Origin of the sequence: Streptomyces sp. NPDC059037 (assembly GCF_042740015.1) — a bacterium.
GTDB lineage: Bacteria > Actinomycetota > Actinomycetes > Streptomycetales > Streptomycetaceae > Streptomyces.
Genome location: NZ_JBHYIG010000160.1, coordinates 1 through 22,045, shown reverse-complemented (window position 1 = coordinate 22,045; position 22,045 = coordinate 1). Strand labels below are relative to the sequence as shown.

Below are 22,045 nucleotides of genomic sequence, written 5' to 3'. Positions count from 1 at the left end.
CGCCCAGATGCACAACCTCGCCCTCGCGTCATGACCAGAGAACCGCGTTCACGGGCCCTGACCTGCCCGAACACGGCCTTGTGCAACGCGCTTTAGGGTCCCGGTACGTGACGGAGAAGAGGGAACGCGGCTGTTTCTGCGGGTGCGGCAAGAGGGTAGAGACGAGCAGGTGGTTCGTTCAGGGCCACGACGTCACCGCGGCCGCCGCCCTGCGCGCTGTGGAGGAACTGCGCCTGCCACGCCAGCTGGTCTCGCTGGGGTTCGGCCCGGAGCGCTCGGTGGTAGAGGCGGCCGTCCGGGAGGCGGGCTGGGTGCGCTGCCTTGGGTGCGTGTACGTCGGGCCGTCGGCCAGCCACATCTGCACCGCCGACGCCCCGGCTAGCGATCGGCCCCCCCGCTGAACCCGAACACGGACTGGAGCAAGCGCAGGAGCCCGTGCCACCGAGCCCCGCCGCAGCGTCGCTGGCTGAGTCCGGGGCTACCCAGGGCCGATTGCTGCCGGGTGCGGACGACTCGACGTGGGAGGCGGTGCCGCTGCATCTGCGCCAGCAGCTGCGGGGCCCCGCGCACCAGCTCGTGTCGCCAGTGCAAGGGCCGCTGAAGGCGCGGGAGAACCGGCGTCTGCTGAGCGCGGTACGGGCGGCCAGCCGGATGCGGATGACCGGCGCCCACTGGATCCTGCTGCTCACCACCAGTCGGGAGTCTTTCGGTAGCCCGCGCAGCCAGCGTGCCCAGCTGCTGTACGCGGTGCTGGAGCAGGTGGCGGCTCAGCATGCGGCGCCCGCCGAGGATGAGGGCGCTGGTCCGCAGGTTCGCCATGTTGAGCGAACTGTTCGCCAACTTCACTGAGACCGGACAGCTGCGCTCGCGTCCACAGCCGCGAGCCGCCTCATGCCCAGCCGCTTCACGATGAGCGGCCGGATGCGCCTGGCAGCGTTGTGGGCAAGGGGCCGAGCCGACCCTTCATGCATGGGTGATCATGCCGGTGATGAACCACACCGCCCAGACCAGGGGAACGATCGCGACGTACGCCATCGGCCGCTGGTGAACGGGCTTTCCTTCCTGAATCCGGGTGGCGCCCGGTGCGGACGGCCCGGGCGGCGGCAGCGCGGCGACCTTGCGGCTGGCGACGAGGTTCCAGACCAGGGTGAACGGGCTGAAGGAGACCAGGGAGAACGGGGACCACCAGCCCTGCCACAGCGTCTTGGTCGTCAACTCGCGTACGACAGCGGTTCCGCAGGGGCGGCAGAACGGGCCGTCGACCTTGTGGAAGCGCATCATCAGCAGCAGTCCCTGGTGCGCGCGGACCGCGGGGGCCGCGGGTTGCGCACCGCAGAGGCGGCAGGCCAAGGTGCCGGGGTGCGCGGGGACTTGCGCCACGCCCGGGTAGCCCGGGGCGGCGTACGCGGAATCGAGGGGGGTGGGCTGCGGGGCTGGAGTGGCCATCAGGAGATCTCCCGGATAGGTGGGGGGACGGCATGAGGTGTAAGGGGTGCTGAAGCGGTCCGCGCGGGTCTGCCTGCCGACGGGCGGAAGGGGCTGGTGAGCCAGTTGCCGCTCCCTGGCGCCAGCCGGGTCGCAACCGGCTCGGTGACCGGGTCGGTGTCGGACTCGGAGAACGGTGTGGAGCTCGGATTCGGGGCCGGCAGGGCGCGCCGAGGAGGCGGCGCCGCGGCGTGTGTGAAGCGCGGTTGCAGTGAATCCGGCGAAGTGAGCGGTGCCGGACGCGGCGGCCGCGCGACGCGGGCCCGGCTGCCACCGGTGCTGTTCCGGTAGCGGGGTGGGACGGCAGGGGGTGCGGAGACGGTCGTCATGCTCGGTCCTTGGTAAGTCGGCGCAGCAGGGCGGCGAGGACGGCCTGGTCGTTGGGGGTGATGCGGATCAAAGCGTGGGCGACGGCGAAGCCCGGGCCGCCGGGGCGGATGTCGCGACTGGAGTGGAGCCAGGCCGCGACGGCGTTCGCGAGGTGGTGGCGGTACTGCGCCGGGGGGCCACCCAGGCGGTGGATGCCGACGGCGGCCTCGGTGGACAGGAGGGTTCCGGTCGTGTGGTCCTGGTTCATCAGGGAGAAGTGCGCCCGCAGTTCGACGCCCATCGCCGCGTAGGGGTGGTCGCGGCCGTGCTGAGCGGCAAGGTGCTGGGTGGCGCGGAGGGCTGCCTGTTGCGCGGCGCGCCAGTGTCCCGCGCGGTGGGCTGCGCGAACCGGCGCCAGGAGGCCGGTGTCTTCCGGGATGCCTTGGCTCCAGACCGGATCGGTGGCCGCGGTCTCGGCGGTCGGAATCGGGTCGGGGTGGGTCGTGCCGTCGACGGCGATGCGGTGGTGCTCGACGCGGCCGTCGGGGTGGCCGATGCTCAGGCGGATCGGCCGGCCCTGGCGGGCTGCCGCAGCGCGCAGCGGCCTGCACACGCCGTCGATAAGCGCCTCAGGCGGCTGAGGGCCTTCGTGCAGCAGGCCCTGGGCGTGGATGTTGCCGCCCGGCAGGATGATGATCGTCTCGTGGACGTCGGTGGTGAGTGACTGGTCCAGGGGCATCGCAGTCTCCCTTGGTCGCGGCAAGTTGGGCGGGCTGGATGTCAGCGGGAGTCGACCATGGCGTACCCGTAGTCGAGGATCTCCGGCTTGCCCTGGAGAGGAAGGTGAACGACCGTCTCGCCCTGGAAGCTGTCGACCACGACCGAGCGGGGCGTCCTGTTGTAGACCGCCTCGGACTTACCGGGGGTTATCTGCAGGCCCGGGGTCTTCACCAGGCTCTCTTGCTTGTGCGCCAGCGGGGCAATCACCAGGACACCGCTGCTGGTGGTCAGGGTGTAGGTCTTCTGGTGCAGCGGTGTGATCGGGAAGAAGTTCACCGTGGCCTGGGGCCCGAGGGAATCACCACGCTCCTTGTGGGTGGCGAGGATGCTTTTCGCGTTCTTGTTGCTCTGTGACAGCTTCTTTCCCTCCTTCGTGCCGCCGCTGGCGAAGAGGTCTTCGACGGCCTCGGTGACGCCTCCGGGCGCCAACTGGCCGACAGTGGCTTCTGCATCGGCGGTGGCCGCCAGGCCGTCCTGGGTCTTCGGCTCCGGAAGCGCCTTCTGCGGGAAGAGCGAGGCGACCTTCTTCCAGGAGTCGTCGGTATCGGCGGACTTCTCAAAGATCATGAATGTGCGGTTCTTGCCGGTGGTGAAGGCCTGGGCCGCGAACCAGTCGCCCTTGGGCGGGATGTAGAAGGAGCGCTTGGTGTAGTAGAACGGTTCGCCGAGCGCCTTCTTCCCCTTCGCGCTGCGGGTGCTGAACTGTTCGTAGCCGGCCTTGCTGCGCGCGTACAACTGGCCAGCTTCAACCGTGGCCAGGACGGACGCGTCCCGGGACCTGTTCGCTTTGTTGTTGACCTCTTGGTAGTGGTCGAGGATCTTGTCGGCCTCAGCACGGGTCACCACGCCCTGGGGCGGGGCGCCGGTGCGCGGCGCACTGGCCGGGCTGTCCTGCGCGGTCTTGTTGTCACTGGCGCAGCCGCTCAGTGTCACAGCGCTGACGCCGGTCAGCAGCAGCGCCACGCCCAGGGTCGGGCGACGGCTCGCGAAGAGGGTGTGGATCACGATCAGATTCCTTCTGTTTACGTTGCGCCGGAATGCCTGTCGGTAGCCCGGCGGTCAAGGGGGCGGTGGCGGTCGTGGCGTTCAGGCGGCTGGCTGTGTCAGCGGGCGACGGCGTTGAGGGATGGGACGTCGGCACCCGGCGTAGTTGGTGCCTGGGCGGAGTTCTACGCGGCGGCGCTGAGACGGTGCACGCCGTTCTCGGGTTCGCGCCGCGGCGGCGGGCGCGGGCGCGGGAGTGGCGGCGCGTGGGTGCGGACGTAGGGCTGATCAGTGGCCGACCGGGGCCGGTTCGAGTACGGACTTGCCGCGGTATGGGACTCCGGTGCCGGGGCGGCGGCGGGACTGTCCGGGCATGCGGAGGGTGGCGTTGCGCAGGAGTTCGAACTCGTCGGCACTGGCCGGTGCCATGACGCGGATCCCAGCGATGCGTCCGCGGACCGCGCCGTCGAAGGTCCGTACGGCGATGCCGTGTGCCTCCAGGTGCTCTGCTGCTGCTTCGGGCTCTTGCAGGTGCACGAAGCGGTAGTGGATGCCCGACGGGACGACCGCACCGCCGAACCGTTCAGTCAGGATCTGCTCCAACTGCTGTGCGTCGCGGCGGATATGCGGCAGTGTCCGCCGGGCCCAGGCCTGGTCGTTGAGGGCGGCTGTCGCGACGGTGATGTCGAGCAGCGACAACGGCCAGGCGGGCAAGTGGAGTTGGACCGCGCGGTGCAGTGCGGCGTTGCGGGTCCACATGATGCCGGCCCGCGTTCCCGTGATGCCGTACGTCTTGCCGGTGGAGGCAAGGACGACGAGGTTGTCCGCGTCCGCTCCGGCCAGGCTCAGGCCCGGCCCCTGGAATTCGATGTACTCCTCGTCGACCACGAGGGTGCATTGCGGATAGCGGTGTATGGCTTCGAGCAGGTCGGCGCTGTGCGTGTACAGGCCCAGGGGGTTGTTGGGGTTGCTGAGGACGACGTACCGGTGACGGGCCATCGCCTGATGAAGGCGCTCGAGCCGGTGGGCTGGACTGTCGTGCCGCTCGGTGGGCGGATAGAACGTGGCGAATCCAAAGCGCCGCATCGTCTCCGTGTACTCCGGCGTGAGCAGTGCGACGTCCTCACTGTGCAGATGCCGGGCGAGGAGCAGGAGGAACTCTGTGACGCCTCGCCCGCACAGCAGGTGCGACGGTTCGACCGCGAGATGTCTGGCGTAGGCGGCCAGATAAGACTGGTGTGCCCCGTACGGCGGCGGGCCCAGCTCGCGGGGGCGGTCGGCAGCGAAGGCGGCCAGGGCGCGCATGGCGCTCTCGGGCGGGCCCAGCCGGTTGGAGCAGACACTCAGGTCGAGGCTGATCCGGCGATCGGTGTAGGAGGTGAGGTCCCCGCCTTGGCGGGCGTCCCGGGATGTGCCGCTCAGTTGGTCGGTCATCAGTTCTCCTAGTCAGGGGCCGGGATGGGGAATGGTCGGGTCTGCGGAAGCGTCATGGCTCGGGCGGGGTGGGCGACTTGGAGTGCTGGTGTAAGCGGCGCCGGGGAGTGGCAGGGGCTGGGGTGTCATGCGGGGCCCTCGTACAGGCCGAGGTTTTCGGCGGCTCGGATCACGTGGTAGTCCTGGTTGATGGCGCGGCTGTCGTCGGCTACGAGGAGGAGCCGCCCCGCGATCTGGCCCGCGCGCACGGGGGTGTCGGCGTTGAGCTCGGTGGTGGCGGCCACGGTCGGCAAGGTGGAGATGGTGCGCAGCAGAGCCGGGTCCAGGGCGCCGTCGTGCTGAGGCAGTAGCGCCACCTTCGTGACGTGGATCTGTCGGTGCTGGGGGGTCTGGTGGCGGCCGCTGGTCAGCAGGAGGACGGTGTCGCGGATGGGGTCGTGGCCGGTGGCCCGGCGCAGTACGCCGGAGGCGAAGTCGGCGTAGGTGTCGGTGCGCAGCGACAGCAGGGCCGGTCCGCGGTCGGGGATGAAGGTGACCACTGCGTGGGCGGGGCCGTAGCTCACGCCGAGGGCCGTGAGCGCGCGCATCGTGTAGAGGGCCAGGGCGCGTGCCAGTAGTCCGCGCTGGCTCAACAGGTCGGCGCGGCAGACCTGTTGGTTGGGGGCTCGGGTCTCGGACCAGATCGAGGTGATCGTGTGGTCGGTGCTGCCGTCCGGGCCGGGCCCGGTCAGGGTGTGGATCCGGAATTGGGTGCCGGTGAGGTGTTCGCGCAGCACGAGGGGCTGGCTGGCGGAGCGCTGAAGGCGGCGCCAGGCGTGGGTGATGTCGTCGGCGGTGCGGCAGAAGTGGCCGGGGTGCGGGTGGGCGGGGTCGGGGTGCTGGAGGACGAGGCCGCTCACCTGGGTGAAGGCGGCCCAGTTCAGGGCGTCGGACAGGCGCGTGGTGCGGATGCTGCGCGGGGCGGTGAGGCCCGCGTCGAGGAGCGCGGCGCCGGTGAAGCCGGTGTCGCGGCGGATGTCGGCGTTGTCGGCGGCGTTGCCGGGCAGGTGGAGGCGGTCGGCGAGCCGGTCGGCAAGTTCGGTGCCGGCCGGTGATCCGGCAATGACGGCCTGGACGCCGAGGTTCTCGAGGTGGGCAGCGGTTCGACGCAGGCTCGAGCGGTGTGTGATGTGCCGGAGGTAGCCATCGCTGATCGGGTGGGCGGCGGGGGTGGTGACCGCCACGGAGTTCCAGCCGCGCCGGGCCAGCGCGGGCAGGTACAGGTCGCCTGCGTCGGCCGGTACGACGACGGCGGCCGTGCCGCTTCGGTGCGCGGGCGGGGCCGCCGCGGGGGCGGGGGCGGGGGCGGCGAGGGCCATGGTGCGGGACTCCTGGAGGGGTGATCGGGTCGGCGGGTTAGGCGACGCAGGCGGTGGTGGCCGTGTCGGGCTGGATGTGGATGCCGCTGCGTTCCTCGACCAGCTGCAGCCGTCGGTGGCAGGTGTCCGGGTCGGGGCCGGTGACGACGGCCAGTGCGGTGCGGTCCAGCAAGGTGGCGCGTGGCGGGGCGGTGACGTGGCTGCCGGGTGCTGCCGTCCACTGGAAGCGGTCGAGCCAGGAGGCGAAGATGCCGGTGTGCACGGCCGTGATGTGGCCGGTGACCGCGGGGAAGAGGAAGCGGACGGCGGCGCTCTGGCTCTGGCTGGGGATCAATTCGGGGTCGGCGCCGACAGCGAGGTCGGCAGCGACCTGCGGCAGGTTGAGGCTGGTGGCCAGGTGGACCAGGTGCGGGATGAGATCTCCGCCGAGACGGGCGTTGATCTCGACGATGCGCGGGCCTTGACCGGTGAGGCGCATTTCGACGTGCATGACACCGCTTGAGACGCCCAGAGCGGTCAGGGCCCCCAGGGCCACGTCGCGGACCTGGGGGTCGTCCAGGAGCGGATCGGTGGCGTCGACGAGGTGACCCACTTCCTGGAAGGCGGGTTCGTCACCGAGGTCTTTGCGGGTGACCGCGGCGATGTGCACGGTGCCGTGGCCGAGAACCACGCACTCGACGCTGATCTCGGGACCGTCCAGGTATTCCTCGATCAGCACGCCGGGGGTGCCGGTGCGCTCGATGCCGAACAGGCCTGCTCCCCTGGCGGCTTGGAAGGCGTCACGGACCTGGTCGAGTGTGTCGGCGCGCCGCACGCCCGCGCTGCCGGCCATGGAGCGCGGCTTGAGGACGACCGGCCCGCCGAGCAGCACCGCGTACTCGACGGCGGTCTCGGCGTCCTCGACGAGGTACGAGCGGGCAGAGGGCACGCCGGCGGCGGCGAGCAGGGAGCGGCTGAGGTGCTTGTCGCGGCAGGCTTCCATGGCGGCCGGGGTGCTGCCGGGCAGGGCGAATCGGTCCGCGAGCCGGGCGGCGAGCACGATGTGGTTCTCCATGTAGGTGAGCACTCCCGCGACGCCTCGGTCTTCGGCGAGCGTCTCCACCGCGTCGCTGACGGCTTCGCCGTCTGCCAGGTCGACCGGGAGGCAGAGCTCCACATGGTCGTCCGCCCACGCGGGAGGCTTCTCATCGAGGAGGGCGACGGGGTACCGGGCGGCGATGTGCTGCAGACCGTATCCGCGCCAGGTGCGGCTCCCGGCGCCGAGGACGACGAGGAGCGGTGGTCTCGACGTGTGCGATGCGATGGGCACGTGATGTCCTGACATGCGTGGGTGCGGAAGAGGGCGGCGGGGGCCTGTGGCCGAGTTGAGCGGGAGGACCTGCTCGAGAACAGCACAGCGGCTAGTGGTCGTTGAGGACGCTCTTGATGGAGCTGCAGTCCAGGGGTCGCGTGCCGATCTTCACGATGCAGACCCTGAACTTGTAGGTACGGTCCTCGAACAGGTCGTAGCCGCTCCTGGCGGACTCCGACGTGCACTTGCCGTTGTCGTGGTTGTCATGGAACTGGTAGGCCAGCGACTCGTTGGAGGTCATGACCTGCACGAGTGCCTTGTAGCCGTCCTTGTCGATGTCGCAGACGGTGACCTTGTCTCCGTGCTCCTTGAAGTAGGCCTTCGCGCCGGTGGGGTTGTCGCGGCTGTGCCACCAGCCGCCGTCCGCCGAGGCAGGGGTGATGGAAGCCAAGGTGAGCAGTGCGCCGACGGCTGCGGCGGGCAGGATGTGCTTGAGGCAGGACATGGAGAAGGAGCCTTTCGTGAGGGAGAGGTGGGTCTCAGGCCGTGTTCCAGGCGCGCAGCACGTGCTGGTTGACTCCGGTGTGCAGGGCGCCGAGGCGGCTGATGAGGTGAGGGTTGGGACGCGTGAGGTAGACCGCGGAGGTCAGCGCCACGGGGAGCATCCCCAGACGTGCCTTGTAGGCGTAATTGCAGCGACCGGTGTCCAGGACGGTGGCCCCGGTGTCAACGGCGTACTTGACGCTCTCGTACATGAGCCAGTCGTAGGTGTGGCGGGCATCCGGGCGGGACTGGTCGATGGCGGTGGCCCATACGTAGAGCGCCGAGCCGTAGCGGAAGCAGAAGAATCCGCCAGCGAGGGTGCCGTCGCCATGTTCGGCCAGCAGCCCGACGGCGCCGGGTACGCCAGTGAGCGGGCCGAGCATGTCGGTGCCGTAGAGGGCAGGGCCGGTCAGTTCGCTGGTGGCGCGGGCCTGGGCCGTGAACTCGGCGAGGTGGGGCAGGAGTTCGCCACCGCGGGCGGCCTTGAGGGTGAGGCCGGTGTCGGCGCCCCGGCGGTGCTGCTCGCGGAACTGACGTCCCCTCTGGCTGGAGGGGAAGTTCGTGATGAACTCATCCACGGATTCGCCCACGCGCGCACGGTGGGCCCAGTAGAGGACGACTTCGGCGTCGGGGGTGCGGGCTTGGCGCCACAGCGTGCGCTCTCCGGACGGGATGTTCGCGATGACCAGGGCCTCGGTGCCCAGCTCCCGGGCGAGTGCGCGGCCGCGGTCGACGGCTTCGGCCAGGACGGGCACGGTCGCACCGGGCAAGCCGCCGTACTCGCCGTAGATCGACGGCCCGTACAGGACCTCGGCTTCGAAGGTGGGCCGGCTGACGCCGGCGTCGCCTTCCATGGCACGCCACAGCGGGCTGTCGTTGACCTGGTAGAAGGACATGCGGTGCTGGCGCGGGCCGTCCTGGAGGAACAGGTGGTGGCGGCCGCGGACCTGCTCGGTGCGTACGGACTGCCAGACCGCGGCCCACTCGTGGCTGTGGAAGGGGGTGGCGGGGCGGCGCTCGGAGGGGAGTGCGGCCACGGAGGAGTGCCAAGAGCTCGTTACGGTTGGGGCGTTGGGCTGCAGGGCCATCAGGGTCATGGGCGGGTCTCCGGTTCGGCGGTCAGGATGCGGCGGCCGGTCGGTCGGTGGTGGGTGAGCGCGATGAGCGGCAGGCACAGGAGGGCACCGAGTGCGCCCGCGGTGAAGGTGGTGAGCCCGGCAAGGCTGTCGCCGCCGGCAGCCAGGGAAGCGGTCGCGAGGACGGGCGCGATGATCACGGGGATGGCGAGGCTCGTGCCCCAAATGCCGGCGTACAGGCCGCGGGAGTGGTCAGGGGAGATCTTGTTGAGGACATCGGACGCGGCGATGAAGAAGACGATCTCGCCAGGCATCGCGGCGGCGACGGCGAGGCTATAGCCGAGGGTGGTGTCGGCGAGTCCGGCACTCCCCATGCCCACGCCGAGAAGGAGGGTACTGGCGGCGAGGATCCCGACCATGGGGCGCGATACGCCGCAGCGTCGGCTCAGCCACGGGGTGAGCACTGGGGTGAGCGCGATCACGGTTCCGGCATTGGCCACCTGCGTCCACCCGTAGGAGCCGGCGCTGAGACCGTCCTCCTCCATCAGTAGCGGCAGCGCTGTGAACATCCCCGCCGCGCAGGTCAGGGCCGCGGTGCTGGCGATCAGCAACAGCCACAGACGTGCGTCGCCCAAGGCCGCGCGTACCGGGGTGCCGCTGGTGGCCTGATTCGTCCTGGTTGGTGTATCGGCGCCCAGGTAGCGGTGAGCTATCAGAGCGCAGGCGGCGCACGCGACGGCGTTGAACCAGAAAAGGGCCTCGAAGCCGAGGTGTACGGCCAGGAGGCCGCCTGCCGCGCCGGTGATTGCCGCTCCGATATTCACCGCCCCGTGGCGCCATCCGTTGGCGGCTGCGCGCTGTGCGTCATCGGTGATGGCGTCGGCGATGGCAGCCGACACGACCGGGCGCGGTGCGTCGTAGACAATGCCCACGATCAACGCTCCGGTGCACACCGCGGTCAAGGAGTGGGCCTGCGCCATCATCGGCAGGCATATGGCGGCAGTCGCCATGCTCATCACCAGGGTGCGGCGGCGGCCGAGGCGGTCGGTGGCCCATCCGGTGAGCAGTTGCCCGATGAGCCAGCCGATGCCGAAGAAGGCCAGGGCCTGGCCGATGGCCTCGGTGGTGTAGCCCAGGTCCCCAAGGCGGTAGCTGAGGAACGGGTATGCGAAGCCGAGGCTGCGCGCGATGAGCGTGATGAGGAGCAGCGCCCAGATGACGGGCGGCCAGGGCTTTGACGCTGAGGGTTCGTGGTCCGTGGCCGGGGCGGCGGTGATGGCGGTGGCTGACACGGGCGCTCCAGAGAATGCGGAGGCGAGACGTTTCTGGTGGGCGGCCGGCGTCAACTGGTGCGGGCGCCGGACGGGAGGGGGGGGCACCGCCTTGTGCGGGCGGTGCCCCCGCGGGGCAGCCAGTGCCCCGACCGCGCAGGGGGTTGGCGGCGGGCGGTCGTTCGGGGAACGGTGAGCTGGCTGCGCCGGATGGCTGGCCGACGCTCAGAGAAGCCGTCAGCCAGGGGCCTGGGAGTCCGGGCTGGCGCCCGAGACGGCCTTGGGCGCGAGATCACCTTGGACCGAGCTGGCAGCGCGAGCCTCTGAGGACGAATCCTGCATCAGCGGGCAGGGGCAGCTAGTCCCAGCTGTGGTAGCCGGAGCGGACCCAGCCCTTAACGCCCTTGTGAGGGCCCGAGGTGACCTTGAGGTAGTCCCACGACCACCTGTTGCCGTCGTAACTCTTGAAGCAGTAGAGGAAGGTCTTGGTCCCTTTCGCCAACAGCCCCTTGGACGAGTACGACGTTCCAGGCCCGTTGCGGAGATTGACCGAGTCAGCCCTGACGTGGCCCTTTCGGTCGTATGACAGGCTGCTGCAGCCTGATTTGCCGACGGCGGAGGCGGTGGGTGCTGTCGCGAGCGTGGCACCGGCTGCGGCGGCGAGCGCGATGACAGACGAGGCTGCTATGCGCCCGATGCGACGGGAACGAGGGCGGCGGGAATCGAGAGAGGTAGGCACAGCGTCCTTCGCGGTGAGAGGGGAGTGGTGTGGTGAGAGGCAGCGCGGTCATCCGCCCAGTTGGTAGAGGCCGTCACTGTGGACCCAGCCCCGAGTGCCCTTGGCCAGTCCGCTCTTCGACTTGGCGGACAGTGATGTGTAGTCCCAATTGCCCCGACTGCACAGGATGTTGAGGCGGTCGCCGTTGTAGAGATAGCCGCGGCTGCTGTAGCCGGTGGACGGGCCGGTGCGCAGGTTCCAGCCGTTCGCCTTCACCTTGCCGGCGGCGTTGCTCCAGTTGACGGTGCACTTGCTGTTCTCGCCGACGGCGTGCGCGGCCGGGGCGGTGGTCACGGTCAGGGCGGCAGCGGCCGCGAGGGCGAGCGCGGCCGTGGCGGCAAGTCGAGCGGGAGCACGAAGTCGCATGGGATCCCTTCAATTCATGGGGTCGGGACATGAGTGACGAGGCGAGACGCCCCGCCGGCCGCACGGGTCGCTGCCAGTGCACGGACGGTGGGCATGGCTGTCCGAGGCGCCTGCGGCTCTATGCGGCCTTCCTCCGCCTCCGGCGTGCGACCGAGGCCTGAGTTGTCGTCATGGCATCGCGCCGCAAGGCAATGGATGCAGCGGCAGTGGCTTCGACCTGAATGGCCTCCATGGGAATCGGGCGAAGCGAGACTGCGCGAGACGCGGCAGTGGAGACTCGCACTCGACTCGCCGAGGAGGCACGCACGGTCGCAACCACACCGCAATCAGCGGAAGAGTCGCGCCCGAACATGTTGCCCGCCTTGTATAGAGTGAACCGAGTGCCTATTGCGCTCTATTGAAACACGACTGGGAATACCATTCAATAGGCGGTTGACTGCGACTCGATGAGCGCCACTATGCGGGACATCTGAAGTACTGGCTGCGACGACAAGGCCGACCTGAACCTCTTCGCCAAGGTGCGCCTCTTCTGGCGCCTGCCCTCGGCCCGAGAGGGTGCGGCGAGATCGCCACTCCCGGGACGCGTCGTGCGTCTACGTGGCGACGGCTCAGGGCTATGTGACAACTCATCCGGGGGCCGCACCGAGCACGCCTATGATCGATGCATGCCGTCGCCCCTTCCCACGTCCCTTGCCGTGTCCGACGCCATCACCCACTACCGCCAACTGCGCGAGCTGACCATCGACGAGCTGGCCTACGTGCTCCGGATGCTCGATCACCCGATCTCAGCCGATGCCCTCGCGGAGATGGAGCGATGCGCTCGCCCCGTGACCGTCGACGACCTCGTCGCGATCTCCTATGCGCTCGACACGACCCCCGCGGTGCTGCTGTCGCACATTCCCATCGACATGCCGGAACCCGAGGGGCCCCTGGCCACCGGGCTCCCCGGCGACGTCGACCAGTCCGAGCTCCGCGCCTGGCTTGAGGGGAAGACCATGCTCGACCATGAGTCGCGGGTGGGCTGGTGGAGAGAGCGGGTCGCCCGCCTCAGGGTTCGGTCGGCGCACCACGAGGAACAGCTGCAGGCCGCGTACGCGGAGCTGTGCGAGCTCGGTGACCTGGCGCTCCAGGAAGCAGACGCCCCGCCCGTGCAGCGTCTTCAGTGGCGCATCCAGGACGGCGAGCACGCGCTCAACCAGTCCGAAGTTGCACTGGCGCTGACTGAGCATCGACTCGACAACCTCCGAGAAGGCGCCTGACAGGCTGAGTTCTGGCCAGTCAAAGTCTCCTATTCATAGGCGATTTTGACTGGCCTTCAGTCGTTAGGTGGTACATCCGGTACATCAATCTGCAACACTGGCAGTGTGCTTGTGAATGCCTTCGCAAGTGCTGATGTACGAGAAGCAAGCTCGGAAGTCGGTCAGGTAGTCCTCAAGGGGGCCAGCTTTGGCTCCCGGGCGTGGTCGGGATCCGGGTCTCGGGGACGCAGTGTGGAACTGTGGAGCCGAGACGCCGGTCCCTGTGAAGAGGGCACCACCTGGACACGCAGGACTGAACGAGAGAAAGCGGGGGCGATCATGACTGAGGATCAGCCTCGGTTACCCGAGCGGCCGACACAGGGCCATGCAACAGCTTCACAGGCCGTGCCGCCACGATCGCAGGTTCCGCCCGTTGACGCGGCCGAGCAGTGGGCCGCCGGGTTCCACCAGACGCATCACCGCGAGCCGACGATGTCCGAGTACCAGGCCGCCGTTCATGCCGGACTGATCGCTCCCGAGCGCCGGCCATTGAGAACTCTGGAGCCAAGGAGTTCCTCAGCAACGGCGTTGCCCCCGCCGCGCAGAGCGCCGCGCGCTCGATGCAGCGAGCACCTCGCGTCCGGGACTGGCCAAGCTGAGGGGGCTGGCCACCTTCATCCTTCCCGCTGCGGCGTTCCTGGCGATCATCTCCCTGTTCATGGCGGACGCTTCAGCCATGGGCTTCTCGGTCACCTACTTCAGCGACGAGGCCGGAGGTGAGGGTGGCTTCCTGCTCTTCATCATGCTCGTGACCATCGCTGCCTCTGTCGTGGCAGTCATCCGCAAAGGCGCACTGGTCCCGCATCACCGCCAGAGTTGTGGGCATCGTCGCCGGCCTGATCGGCATGATCGACGGCTTCGGGACCATGGGCTCCGCCAGCGGCACCCGCTACGCCTCCGTCGGGGCGGGCGTGGTGCTCCTGGCGCTGCTGTCGGGCGTGATGCTGGCTGCTGCAGTCCGCATCCTGCTGTCGCCGCGTCAGACGCCTACGATTCCGCCGATGCCACCAGCCCAGCCTCCACAGAGCTGACCGAAACCAACTTTCCAGAACGAACGAAGGAAGAACACCATGAACTCCACCAGGACCGCACGTGCGACGCGGACCAGGACCGCCGTGTCCGCCGCGGCCCTGGCCGCGGGTGCTCTCATGCTCACCGCCTGCAGCGGGAGCAGCGATGCTGCTTCCTCGCCGAGCCCCAGCAGCAGCCAGGCCTCCAGCTTCGACGGTGCCTACATCTCCATCACCGACGGGGCGCGCGGCGGCATCGCCGCAATCGACGGCCATAAAATCACGTACATCAACGTCACCGCTGGCGACCAGCAGTGCCAGCTGACCACGAAGGCCCTCGGCGACATCAAGCACGGCTCGATCGTCAAGGACGGCAAGACCGACAAGGATCAATACCAGGTTCTCTCGACCGGCACGATCAACGACAGCCGGACCAGTGTGCTCTGGGGCGACGTCAACGGCTCCGACCAGACAGGCACTGACCCGGGATCCGGCTCGATCTCGATGTCGGACAGCATGATCACGCTCGGGTATACCTTCGCCTACTCGATCGACCAGGTCCAGCTCATCCCCGCCGACAGCGACCAGGCGAAGGCAATCATGGCCAAGGACTGCAGCCAGCACAGCTGATTGCCGCACCACCCAGGCAGCACAGAACCCCGTGGGTATCACGTCCACGGGGTTCTGTCTTTACTCTGACGCCTGCTCCTGGAGCTGCTGCGCCCGGTACTCCTCAATCGTCTCCGGTGGCCGGCCGCACTTCGGCGCGTGCTGCTCGACGAAATCCAGCTCAGCCCATGCTGCCGACTGCCGGATCCTCGACCGGGCGACCGCGACGAACACCGTGGCACTGATGGCGATGTTGAGCAGACACCACCCAGCCAGCAACGCCGTCAGCGCCACAGACAGACCGTCCTCGATCGCCATGGTGGCCAGCACGACCAAGCCTGCGCTGTTCCCCAAGAGGCCGGCCACGTACCCCTCGAACGTGCCGGACAGGCGCGCCAGAGTCCGCGGCTTGTCGCGGTGCCGCACAGCGCGCTTCACCTCGCCGACGAACACCGCGGTGGCCACGGCCGCCGCGGTGCTCAATGCCAGGTCGCGGATCCCGGTGATCCACCATCGCGCCGAGCACCACCAGCCGCGCGGGAACTCGTCGCGAAGCCTCGATCCGAGCCTCATGCTCTTTCCCTTCTCCTCCTGCCGCTCTCCTCCTGCCGCGTAAAAGACGACGCACCTGGTGAGGACGATCGCAATGGTCGTTCTCACCAGGTGCGTCAGCCTTCCACGCTCGCCCGATCAGTCCTGCGGCTTCTCGCGCCGGCCCCGACGAAGACCACCGGCCGGCCGCCGCTGCGGCTCCGGAGTCTCCACGCTCTGAGGGGCCGGATCGGCAACCCGGCGCCGACGGGGACGAGGATGCGGAACCCGAGCCTGCCGCGGCGAAGGAGCCGGTGCAGGAGCCGACGTCGCTGCCTGCGTCCGAGCCGGTGTCCGCGCACCAGGCGCAGCCGGAGTCTGACCCGAAACCGGAGCGGCCACGGGACGAGGAGCCGACGTTCCGGCTCCCAGCTGCCTCGGAGCCGGGGTGCCCTGAGCGACGCGCGTAGGACGCGTGCTCGGCGCGGCCGGCTGCCCAGAAGCGGGAACGGGAACGAAACCAGAAGTAGTCCCGCCGCTGAAGCCCTGTGGTGCAGCCTGCTGGTTGCTGCCCTGCTGGCTCTGCGCACCCTGGGCACCCGTGCCGAACTGCGTCGGGTCCGTCTGACCGGCGACAGCCTCTCCGCTGGTCTGCCCCTGAGCGCCACCGCGAGAGCTTGGCGGCTCCGTGCGCGAGGCCAGAACCTCGCCAGGGATGACCTTGTTGCCGTCCGAGGTGTACCCGAGGTTCGACAGGCCGCCCTGATTGCTCAGATTCTGTGCCGTCTGCTTGTCCGAGTGCGAGCCGCCCGCTCCGACACTGGCCAGCTGCAGCGGACCGCCCTTGTCGTCGGGACCGTCGCCCTGGCCAGACGCGCCCAGAGCACCAGCAGGACCGCCGCCGCCGGAGCCACCGCCACCAGGACCACCGTCCAGCGCTGGGCTGTTCGGATCGCCCGGGCCACCCTCGCCGCCGCCCTCGAGGGCCAGCGTGGCGTCGCCGTTCGTGCCGCCGGCATTCGTCGACGCCGTCTTGGCCGCAGGCTTGCCCGTGCTCGGAGACGCCGGGCCGCTGGTCTTGCTGTTGAACCCGTTGGCGAGCTTGTTGCCCATGGCCATACCCGCGCCGGCCCCTGCACCTGCGGCCAGAGCAGGCATCAGCCCACCCTTGTCCAGCTTCGGCGCGGTGTTGGTCTCCAGGAACTTGTCCACGAGCTTGGTGACCACCTCGTCCATCGCCTGCAGCACCGTCTTGCGGACCCGCAGCAGAGCGAAGGTGATACCCATGATCAGCAGCGACGAGATGAGCGTCAGGATCACCACGATGATCCCGCCGAGCACAGCGCTGCCCCACAGGCCGCCCGGGCTCATGAAGCTCGACACGGGCCCGGCCATGATGTCCGGCACCGAGATCAGGAACTCCGAGACGAACTGGTAGATGAACAGCGTGACGAGGACCTCCAGGATCAGCGCCATGGAGTAGACGATCACTTTGGCAATCGCCTGCAGCGCGCCCAGCGTCGCGAACGGCACGGCGGCCACCAAGCCGAAGATCCGCTTAACCGAGCCAGCCAGCATGCCGATGGCGTACCAGAAGCCGAGCAGGACGATGGAACCCAGGACCGTGGCCGCGTTGGACCAGTACATAAACTTCGCCGGCCCCGTACCCACCTGGCTGACGGCCATGTGGTTCTCGCGGGTGAAGCCGGACGTGGCGTTGTTCGAGCTGTACATGTTCAGCGAGCTGGGGCTGAAGCCGGTGTTGAGGTAGTTGTACGCCGCCAGGGGAGACAGGTTGCACGAGGAGGGCGTTTTGCCCACCGTGAAGCCGCAGTTGCTCTTCGTCCCGGTCGTCGTGAAGACCGTCGAGTCCTTGCCGGGACGAGAGGAGGTCAGGCCCGTGCCGTCGGTCGAGATCACCGGGTGATCCACCGGTTTCGGCCCCTTCTCCTCACCGAACTGCTCTACGTCGCCGTAGCTGTTCTTGTCGACGAACCAGCTCTTCTTGACGTCCGCGCTCTCGTCCAGCTGCGTGATGGAGCTCTTGATCCCCGACTCGAAGTCGGAGGCTGCTACCTCGCTGCTGGCGATGTACTTGCCGATGATCCCGAAGGTCGAAAACACCGCCTTGAAGTCGTCCGAGGCACCGCCGCCGGTGACGGAGACTGTGCCGTCCTTCCACGCCGCCTCGGCGTCGTTGGCCTTCGTTCCGATATTGATGCCGTTGAACGTCGCCCCGTGAGACTGCTTGTTGATCGCCAGCGCACTCGTGCGCACCGACATCATCGCGTCCGGGTCCGCCTGGTCGCCGTTCCAGGAAACAGTGGCCTGGTCCGGGATCCCCAGACGGTCGTTCATCATCCACGTCTCGAAGTCGACATAGGTGCTCAGCACGACGCGCGTCGGGCCGGCGTGCTGACCAAGAACGGAATCGTCGAATTTTCCGAGCACGCTGGAGTACATCGACCCGACGAGCGGCAGGCCGACGCCGATGAAGACGACGCGCACGATGAGCTTCTTGATCGCCGAGCCCCGGTCCATCTTCTTGAACATGACCAGGCCGATGAGCAGGACGCCGATGAAGATCGGCACGAGCGCCTGCCACGAGATATCGACGAGCAGGCCGTACCAGCCACTGACCCAGTGCTGCAGACCCGAGAGCGCGCCGCCTCCGGTATCACCTCCCGTCATACCCTCGGCAAAAGTCGGATTGACCGCCGCGACCGCGCTGTAGAACCACGTGAAGGGGTTGATGAGCTTCAGGAACTGGATGATGACGTAGAAGAGCGTCCCGACCGCCAGCGCCAGGGCGTAGAGGGTCCAGATGATCGACCCCCCGATCACGCTCACGATCTGGCCGCCGATGCCCGAGGACATCGTGTCCAGGCCAAGGTCGTTGTTGGCCGCCCCGAAGTGCGCGTAGTCCAGCATGCCCGAGTACTTCGCGTTGTCCTTGTCGTCTTTCGCTGCCAAGGTCTCGTACGTGACGGTCTGCGAGGACCCCGAGACCTCGGCGAAGAACCAGCCCACGATGTTGCCCAGGCTGAACTCCACGTCGGCGTAGCCGAGCATGGAACCGCCCGAAGCAGGACTGCTCGTGACCGGCTTCCAGTTCTCGTGCATGCCCTTGTCGTTCTGCGGCGAGTTCTCCTCGCTGAAGTACGAGCTCGCATTCGAGGCCAGCTGGTAGAGGCTGTAGTTGTCGCGCTCCTTCTTGTCGTCCGCGGACGCCGACGAAGAGGTCGCCATCAAGAAGACCGGCACGAGCAGCGCCGCCAGGAGCACGAGGGCGAGCCTGCCCGGGCGGGCTACACCACCGCCGTGGCCGGCCCCGGCACGCAGCCTCGCCACCGCCGTGATCGTCCCGTTCATCGTCTCTCCGCCGCTCCTCGCCCTCGTATCAGTGCTGACCCCGCTCATGCCTTGACCAGTTTCTTCGGCCTGGGCTTCCTCGCTGGCTGCGTCGCGCCGTCCTCGGGTTGCTGCAGGCCCTTCTTGCCGTCGTTGCGTTTGCTCGCGTCGCCCTGGCCCGCGTCAGCCTCACCGTCGCCGGCCTCGCTGTGCTTCCGGATGCTGGTGAGGTTCGCGCCCGGTGCCGGCTTGTCGTGCATGATCGCGTCCATCCGCGCCGCCTCTTCGGCCCTGGCCGCCTCCAGACGGACCTGCCTGCGCTGGGCCTCGCGGTAGGGGTTGATCCCCAGTGCCAGGTCCAGGTGGAAGACCACGTTGGAGACGCCCCGGCGCAAGTACGTGAGGTTCTCGCCCTTGGTCGTGATGAGCTGGGCGAGATCCGGCGGAATCCGCCGGTGCAGCTGCTTCTGGTACTCCACCACCGTGCCGTCGCGCATCGGGCCGAAGAGCGTGTAGTCCGCGGCGTCGAACTTGTTGAAGTCGCTGTCGGCCAGCATCTTGTCGACGTCGTTGTAGCTGTAGACCACCCGGCCGCCGCGCTCGTGCATATGGTCGAACTGGTCCTTGATGTACTTCTTCACCCGGTCGTCGATGTGCTCGGTCCCGTGGATGATCACCGTGTCGCCGAACCCCAGCTTGCCGACGGCGAAGCCGACGATGTTCACCAGCTGCGCCATCGCCACGCCCTTGCCGCGGCGCACGAGCCGCGAGAAGTCGTAGACCACGCGCTGCGAATCCCGGACCCCGTCCACGGCCGAGGCCGTGTGGTTGTTGAACAGGTCGCCGTTGGTGCTCAGCATCGCGTTGGCGATGCCCCTGAGCACGTTGTAGGCGCGCAGCTGGTCCGGGTCGGTCTTGCTGGAGTTCAGCAGTGCCTTGTGCGCGGTTGCCAAGTAGGAGACGAACATCTGAAGACGCGGCACCTGGGTGTGTGGAATGTTCACCACGCGCAGGCGGTGACGCTGCTCCTTGGCGTTGTGCCGCCACATGCCCTGCTCGATGTAGAAGTCGGTCGCGGTGTCTTCGAGGGCGCTGCGGATGATCGAGCCGATCGCTCCGTCGCTGGTCTCGTAGAGCTGCTCGAACATCAGCTTGAGCTTCTCCATCTGGGCGGAGAAGACCGTCAGCTCGTCCTCCTCCTCGCCGAACATCTCGAACATGTTCACGTCGCCCTGATTCAGGTCCACGCGCGAGGTGAGCCGCTCGAACTTCGGGCCGAGCTTGTCGAGGTTCGCTCCGTCGAGGATGAGGTGGACGACTTGGCCGTTGTTCAGCAATGCCGCCTGCGAGATCTTCGAACACCACATGTTGGCCACCCGCTGGCGGTCCAAGTACTCGCTGAGCGTGGCGTCGGCGACGATCGCGTGGTGGTCGTAGGCGTTGACGTCCATGAGCACGGCGCTGTTGTTGACGTCGCCGACCATGTAGCCGACGTACTCGCCGCCTGGGTCGTTGAGGCCATTAGTCACCAGCGAGTACGAGCCGGCCAGCTCGGTCGAGGTGAAGTGGAAGCCCTTGCCCTTCTTCTTCTCGGTGTTCTTCCACAGGCCCGAGAGCTCCTGGCGCTGCTCGCCGGCGTAGGGCGCAGCCTTCAGCGTGCCGAATCGGTCGATGTACAGACGCGTGACCCGGTCGATCGTGTCGTCCAGGGTCGCCAGATCAGGGGCCTTGAGGAAGAGCCGGTTGTGCACCGAGAGGTAGCTCGCACCGTCCTGGATCTCGCCGATCGTGATCCCGAGGTCACCGGAGATCTTCGCGGCCTTGCGCTTGGAGGAGGTCGTGCCCGTCTCCTCCTGCTCGTTCGCATCCAGCCGGTCCAGCTTCTCCGACTGCTTGGTGTACGAGTCGATCCACTTCTCATCCATCCGCTTGACCTGCTCAAGCACGACGGCGGTGACCCGCTCGTCCAGGCCGTCCGGGATCCGGTCGATACCCCAGAAGGCGCCGAAGTTGTCGTGCGCGGCGTCGTCGTGGAAGTACGCCAGGAGGCAGGCGACCGAGCCGTCGACCTCGAAGTAGTCGGAGCGGAAGAGGTACTTCTCCTTCGGCTTCAGCGCGAGCAGGTGAGGGTAGGCGTCGAACGTGCCCTGGAGGTGCTTCACCTCCAGGCGGCGCTGCCACCAGTTCTTCTTCGGCTCGGCGGCCTCATCGGCGCCGCCGCCCGCCGGCGCAGCGTCCTGCACTCCCTCAGCCTGGGCAGCACCGTCCGCGCGCGGATCATCGACCACAAGCTCCGCGGTCTCATTCGTCTGGTCAGGCTTCTTTCCCGGAATGCCGAGCTGTGCCCGGACTTTCGTCATCAGCGCCATGATGTCCCTCGGTCCTCGTCGTGGTGGTCGGCCTGGCGCTGGTCAGTTCAGCGACGCCTTGAGATCGAGCAGTTCGTCGTCGATGCCCTGGTAGAAGACCCGGAGCATCGGCAGGGCCTCCTCGCGGTCGAGCATCGTGGCTTCCTTGATCATCAGAGTCGAGCCGCCGACCTCGGCCTGGAGGACCTGGTGCCCCTTGCGCAGTGCGCCGGCGTTCTTGCCCTTGAGCAGCATGTACTGGTGGATCGAGGTGAACTTCCCGCCCACGTGCTGCGTGAGAATGTCGTACTGCTCGTTCTGCAGCTCGATCAGATCGGGATCGCGGACCTGCAGGGCCTGGTTGCGCCGTTCCAGGTTCGCCACCTGGTGGTAGACCCGCTGCGGCGCCTTCATCGTGATGAAGCTGTGCTCGCAGGCCGTCTCGACCTTGCGCCAGAAGGAGTCGACCCGGTCGAGGATCCCGACCCGGTCCTCGTCGAAGACCAGATAGCTTGCCGAGCCGACGACCAGATAGACCTGTCCTTCACCGCCGTCGGAGAATCGGATCAGCCCGTCCTCGTCGATCCCGTCGATGCCGACGATCGAGTAGAAGTCCGTGGGGTTCGAGCTGCGGCGCGTAAAGACGTGACGGGCCTTCCGGGGCAAATAGGCAAGGAAGGCCGGCACCCGCATGATGCGCAGCTCCTTCGTCTTCATCAGCCCGCCGAAGTAGGCGATCGCCGACAGTCCCCAAAGGACGAAGAACGTGATGGAGACTGGGCCCGAGCTCGCGACGAACGTCGCCGTGCTGAACCACAGCAGGGCGAGGATGCCGCCGCCGAAGAAGAGCAGCTGCTTGATCGGGGAGGGCTTGGCCGCCCAACCTCCCTTGCTCAGCGTGATCTCGTGGTCGAGGAAGCTCCTGTTCAGCGAACTCGGCACCTTATAGGATGGTTTCGCCATGAATCTCTCACCCCCCTGCGACCTCAATGGCCATTGCTCGGTCTATCAAAAAGCCCTGATACGTGAGGCGTGTAGATGGCATACTATCTTAGGTTGGTCATTCGGATCGAGAAAAAAGGGGCTTGAATGGCGACTCGCGGGCGGTCGGACAATAAGCGGCGCGGGGACTCGCGGGAGCGGGTGGGGGGGGACGGGCGCGAGGCCCGCCGCGCCGCGACCGGGCGCGCCCCCCCCCCCCCCCCCACAACGGGAACACGAAG

General features: G+C 68.0%; 20 protein-coding genes. 5 read left to right on the top strand and 15 right to left on the bottom strand.

Annotated elements, in window-relative coordinates:
- Positions 1-107 precede the first annotated feature (107 nt).
- Together ACFWY6_RS28225 and ACFWY6_RS28220 are read left to right on the top strand one after the other, a co-directional pair.
- Positions 108-401 carry a hypothetical protein gene (locus ACFWY6_RS28225; protein WP_384695923.1) on the top strand — a complete coding sequence of 98 codons (294 nt, stop codon included), beginning with the start codon at positions 108-110 and terminating at the stop codon, positions 399-401.
- Between the two features lie 91 nt (positions 402-492).
- Positions 493-849: a hypothetical protein gene (locus tag ACFWY6_RS28220; RefSeq protein WP_384695920.1), complete on the top strand. Its 357-nt coding sequence runs from the start codon at positions 493-495 to the stop codon at positions 847-849.
- Positions 850-963: 114 nt separating this feature from the next.
- Here the strand turns inward: ACFWY6_RS28220 and ACFWY6_RS28215 are convergent, their stop codons facing one another.
- The 11 genes from ACFWY6_RS28215 to ACFWY6_RS28165 all read right to left on the bottom strand — a co-directional run bounded on the left by ACFWY6_RS28215 (position 964) and on the right by ACFWY6_RS28165 (position 11,675).
- Positions 964-1,446 (bottom strand): hypothetical protein, encoded by a 483-nt coding sequence (locus tag ACFWY6_RS28215; protein WP_384695918.1) that lies wholly within the window; start codon positions 1,444-1,446, stop codon positions 964-966.
- A gap of 364 nt (positions 1,447-1,810) precedes the next feature.
- Positions 1,811-2,533, bottom strand: a complete 723-nt coding sequence (locus tag ACFWY6_RS28210; RefSeq protein ID WP_384695915.1) for a hypothetical protein — start codon at positions 2,531-2,533, stop codon at positions 1,811-1,813.
- Between the two features lie 41 nt (positions 2,534-2,574).
- Entirely contained in the window at positions 2,575-3,579 is a 1,005-nt protein-coding gene (locus tag ACFWY6_RS28205) for a hypothetical protein (RefSeq protein WP_384695912.1), read from the bottom strand.
- Between the two features lie 267 nt (positions 3,580-3,846).
- The gene (locus tag ACFWY6_RS28200) at positions 3,847-4,992 is read right to left on the bottom strand and encodes an aminotransferase class I/II-fold pyridoxal phosphate-dependent enzyme (RefSeq protein ID WP_384695909.1); all 1,146 of its coding nucleotides are present in this window, start codon (positions 4,990-4,992) and stop codon (positions 3,847-3,849) included.
- Between the two features lie 125 nt (positions 4,993-5,117).
- Positions 5,118-6,350 (bottom strand): glutathione synthetase, encoded by a 1,233-nt coding sequence (locus tag ACFWY6_RS28195; protein ID WP_384695905.1) that lies wholly within the window; start codon positions 6,348-6,350, stop codon positions 5,118-5,120.
- A gap of 37 nt (positions 6,351-6,387) precedes the next feature.
- Positions 6,388-7,659 (bottom strand): acetyl-CoA carboxylase biotin carboxylase subunit family protein, encoded by a 1,272-nt coding sequence (locus ACFWY6_RS28190; RefSeq protein WP_384695902.1) that lies wholly within the window; start codon positions 7,657-7,659, stop codon positions 6,388-6,390.
- A 91-nt stretch (positions 7,660-7,750) separates the two neighbouring features.
- Positions 7,751-8,146, bottom strand: coding sequence for a hypothetical protein (locus ACFWY6_RS28185; protein ID WP_384695899.1), 396 nt, complete (start codon positions 8,144-8,146; stop codon positions 7,751-7,753).
- Between the two features lie 34 nt (positions 8,147-8,180).
- Positions 8,181-9,221: a GNAT family N-acetyltransferase gene (locus ACFWY6_RS28180; RefSeq protein WP_384695896.1), complete on the bottom strand. Its 1,041-nt coding sequence runs from the start codon at positions 9,219-9,221 to the stop codon at positions 8,181-8,183.
- A gap of 56 nt (positions 9,222-9,277) precedes the next feature.
- On the bottom strand, positions 9,278-10,552 hold the full coding sequence (locus ACFWY6_RS28175) for an MFS transporter (protein ID WP_384695893.1): 1,275 nt from the start codon (positions 10,550-10,552) through the stop codon (positions 9,278-9,280).
- Positions 10,553-10,889: 337 nt separating this feature from the next.
- Positions 10,890-11,270 carry an SH3 domain-containing protein gene (locus ACFWY6_RS28170; RefSeq protein WP_384695890.1) on the bottom strand — a complete coding sequence of 127 codons (381 nt, stop codon included), beginning with the start codon at positions 11,268-11,270 and terminating at the stop codon, positions 10,890-10,892.
- Between the two features lie 48 nt (positions 11,271-11,318).
- Positions 11,319-11,675: an SH3 domain-containing protein gene (locus tag ACFWY6_RS28165; protein ID WP_384695887.1), complete on the bottom strand. Its 357-nt coding sequence runs from the start codon at positions 11,673-11,675 to the stop codon at positions 11,319-11,321.
- A 665-nt stretch (positions 11,676-12,340) separates the two neighbouring features.
- On the opposite strand from ACFWY6_RS28165, the gene ACFWY6_RS28160 reads away from it, so the two are divergent.
- From ACFWY6_RS28160 to ACFWY6_RS28150, 3 genes are all read left to right on the top strand, one after another.
- Positions 12,341-12,934, top strand: a complete 594-nt coding sequence (locus ACFWY6_RS28160; protein WP_384695884.1) for a DNA-binding protein — start codon at positions 12,341-12,343, stop codon at positions 12,932-12,934.
- 857 nt (positions 12,935-13,791) lie between these two features.
- Entirely contained in the window at positions 13,792-14,004 is a 213-nt protein-coding gene (locus tag ACFWY6_RS28155; RefSeq protein WP_384695882.1) for a hypothetical protein, read from the top strand.
- A 39-nt stretch (positions 14,005-14,043) separates the two neighbouring features.
- Complete coding sequence (locus ACFWY6_RS28150; protein WP_384695879.1) at positions 14,044-14,613, top strand: hypothetical protein; 570 nt, start codon at positions 14,044-14,046, stop codon at positions 14,611-14,613.
- Between the two features lie 60 nt (positions 14,614-14,673).
- On the opposite strand, the gene ACFWY6_RS28145 is transcribed toward ACFWY6_RS28150, so the two are convergent.
- From ACFWY6_RS28145 to ACFWY6_RS28130, 4 genes are all read right to left on the bottom strand, one after another.
- A complete protein-coding gene (locus ACFWY6_RS28145; protein ID WP_384695876.1) occupies positions 14,674-15,165 on the bottom strand; it encodes a hypothetical protein in 492 nt (163 codons plus the stop codon).
- 117 nt (positions 15,166-15,282) lie between these two features.
- Entirely contained in the window at positions 15,283-18,495 is a 3,213-nt protein-coding gene (locus ACFWY6_RS28140; RefSeq protein ID WP_384695873.1) for a hypothetical protein, read from the bottom strand.
- A gap of 44 nt (positions 18,496-18,539) precedes the next feature.
- A complete protein-coding gene (locus ACFWY6_RS28135) occupies positions 18,540-20,834 on the bottom strand; it encodes a hypothetical protein (protein ID WP_384695870.1) in 2,295 nt (764 codons plus the stop codon).
- Positions 20,835-20,885: 51 nt separating this feature from the next.
- Positions 20,886-21,785 (bottom strand): hypothetical protein, encoded by a 900-nt coding sequence (locus tag ACFWY6_RS28130; protein WP_384695867.1) that lies wholly within the window; start codon positions 21,783-21,785, stop codon positions 20,886-20,888.
- Positions 21,786-22,045: the final 260 nt, after the last annotated feature.

Coding starts and splice junctions, on each gene's coding strand:
- ACFWY6_RS28185 (WP_384695899.1), bottom strand. CDS start 8,146: ATGTCCTGCCTCAAGCACATCCTGCCCGCCGCAGCCGTCGGCGCACTG.
- ACFWY6_RS28140 (WP_384695873.1), bottom strand. CDS start 18,495: ATGAACGGGACGATCACGGCGGTGGCGAGGCTGCGTGCCGGGGCCGGC.
- ACFWY6_RS28200 (WP_384695909.1), bottom strand. CDS start 4,992: ATGACCGACCAACTGAGCGGCACATCCCGGGACGCCCGCCAAGGCGGG.
- ACFWY6_RS28145 (WP_384695876.1), bottom strand. CDS start 15,165: ATGAGGCTCGGATCGAGGCTTCGCGACGAGTTCCCGCGCGGCTGGTGG.
- ACFWY6_RS28130 (WP_384695867.1), bottom strand. CDS start 21,785: ATGGCGAAACCATCCTATAAGGTGCCGAGTTCGCTGAACAGGAGCTTC.
- ACFWY6_RS28150 (WP_384695879.1), top strand. CDS start 14,044: ATGAACTCCACCAGGACCGCACGTGCGACGCGGACCAGGACCGCCGTG.
- ACFWY6_RS28160 (WP_384695884.1), top strand. CDS start 12,341: ATGCCGTCGCCCCTTCCCACGTCCCTTGCCGTGTCCGACGCCATCACC.
- ACFWY6_RS28195 (WP_384695905.1), bottom strand. CDS start 6,350: ATGGCCCTCGCCGCCCCCGCCCCCGCCCCCGCGGCGGCCCCGCCCGCG.
- ACFWY6_RS28135 (WP_384695870.1), bottom strand. CDS start 20,834: ATGACGAAAGTCCGGGCACAGCTCGGCATTCCGGGAAAGAAGCCTGAC.
- ACFWY6_RS28165 (WP_384695887.1), bottom strand. CDS start 11,675: ATGCGACTTCGTGCTCCCGCTCGACTTGCCGCCACGGCCGCGCTCGCC.
- ACFWY6_RS28210 (WP_384695915.1), bottom strand. CDS start 2,533: ATGCCCCTGGACCAGTCACTCACCACCGACGTCCACGAGACGATCATC.
- ACFWY6_RS28215 (WP_384695918.1), bottom strand. CDS start 1,446: ATGGCCACTCCAGCCCCGCAGCCCACCCCCCTCGATTCCGCGTACGCC.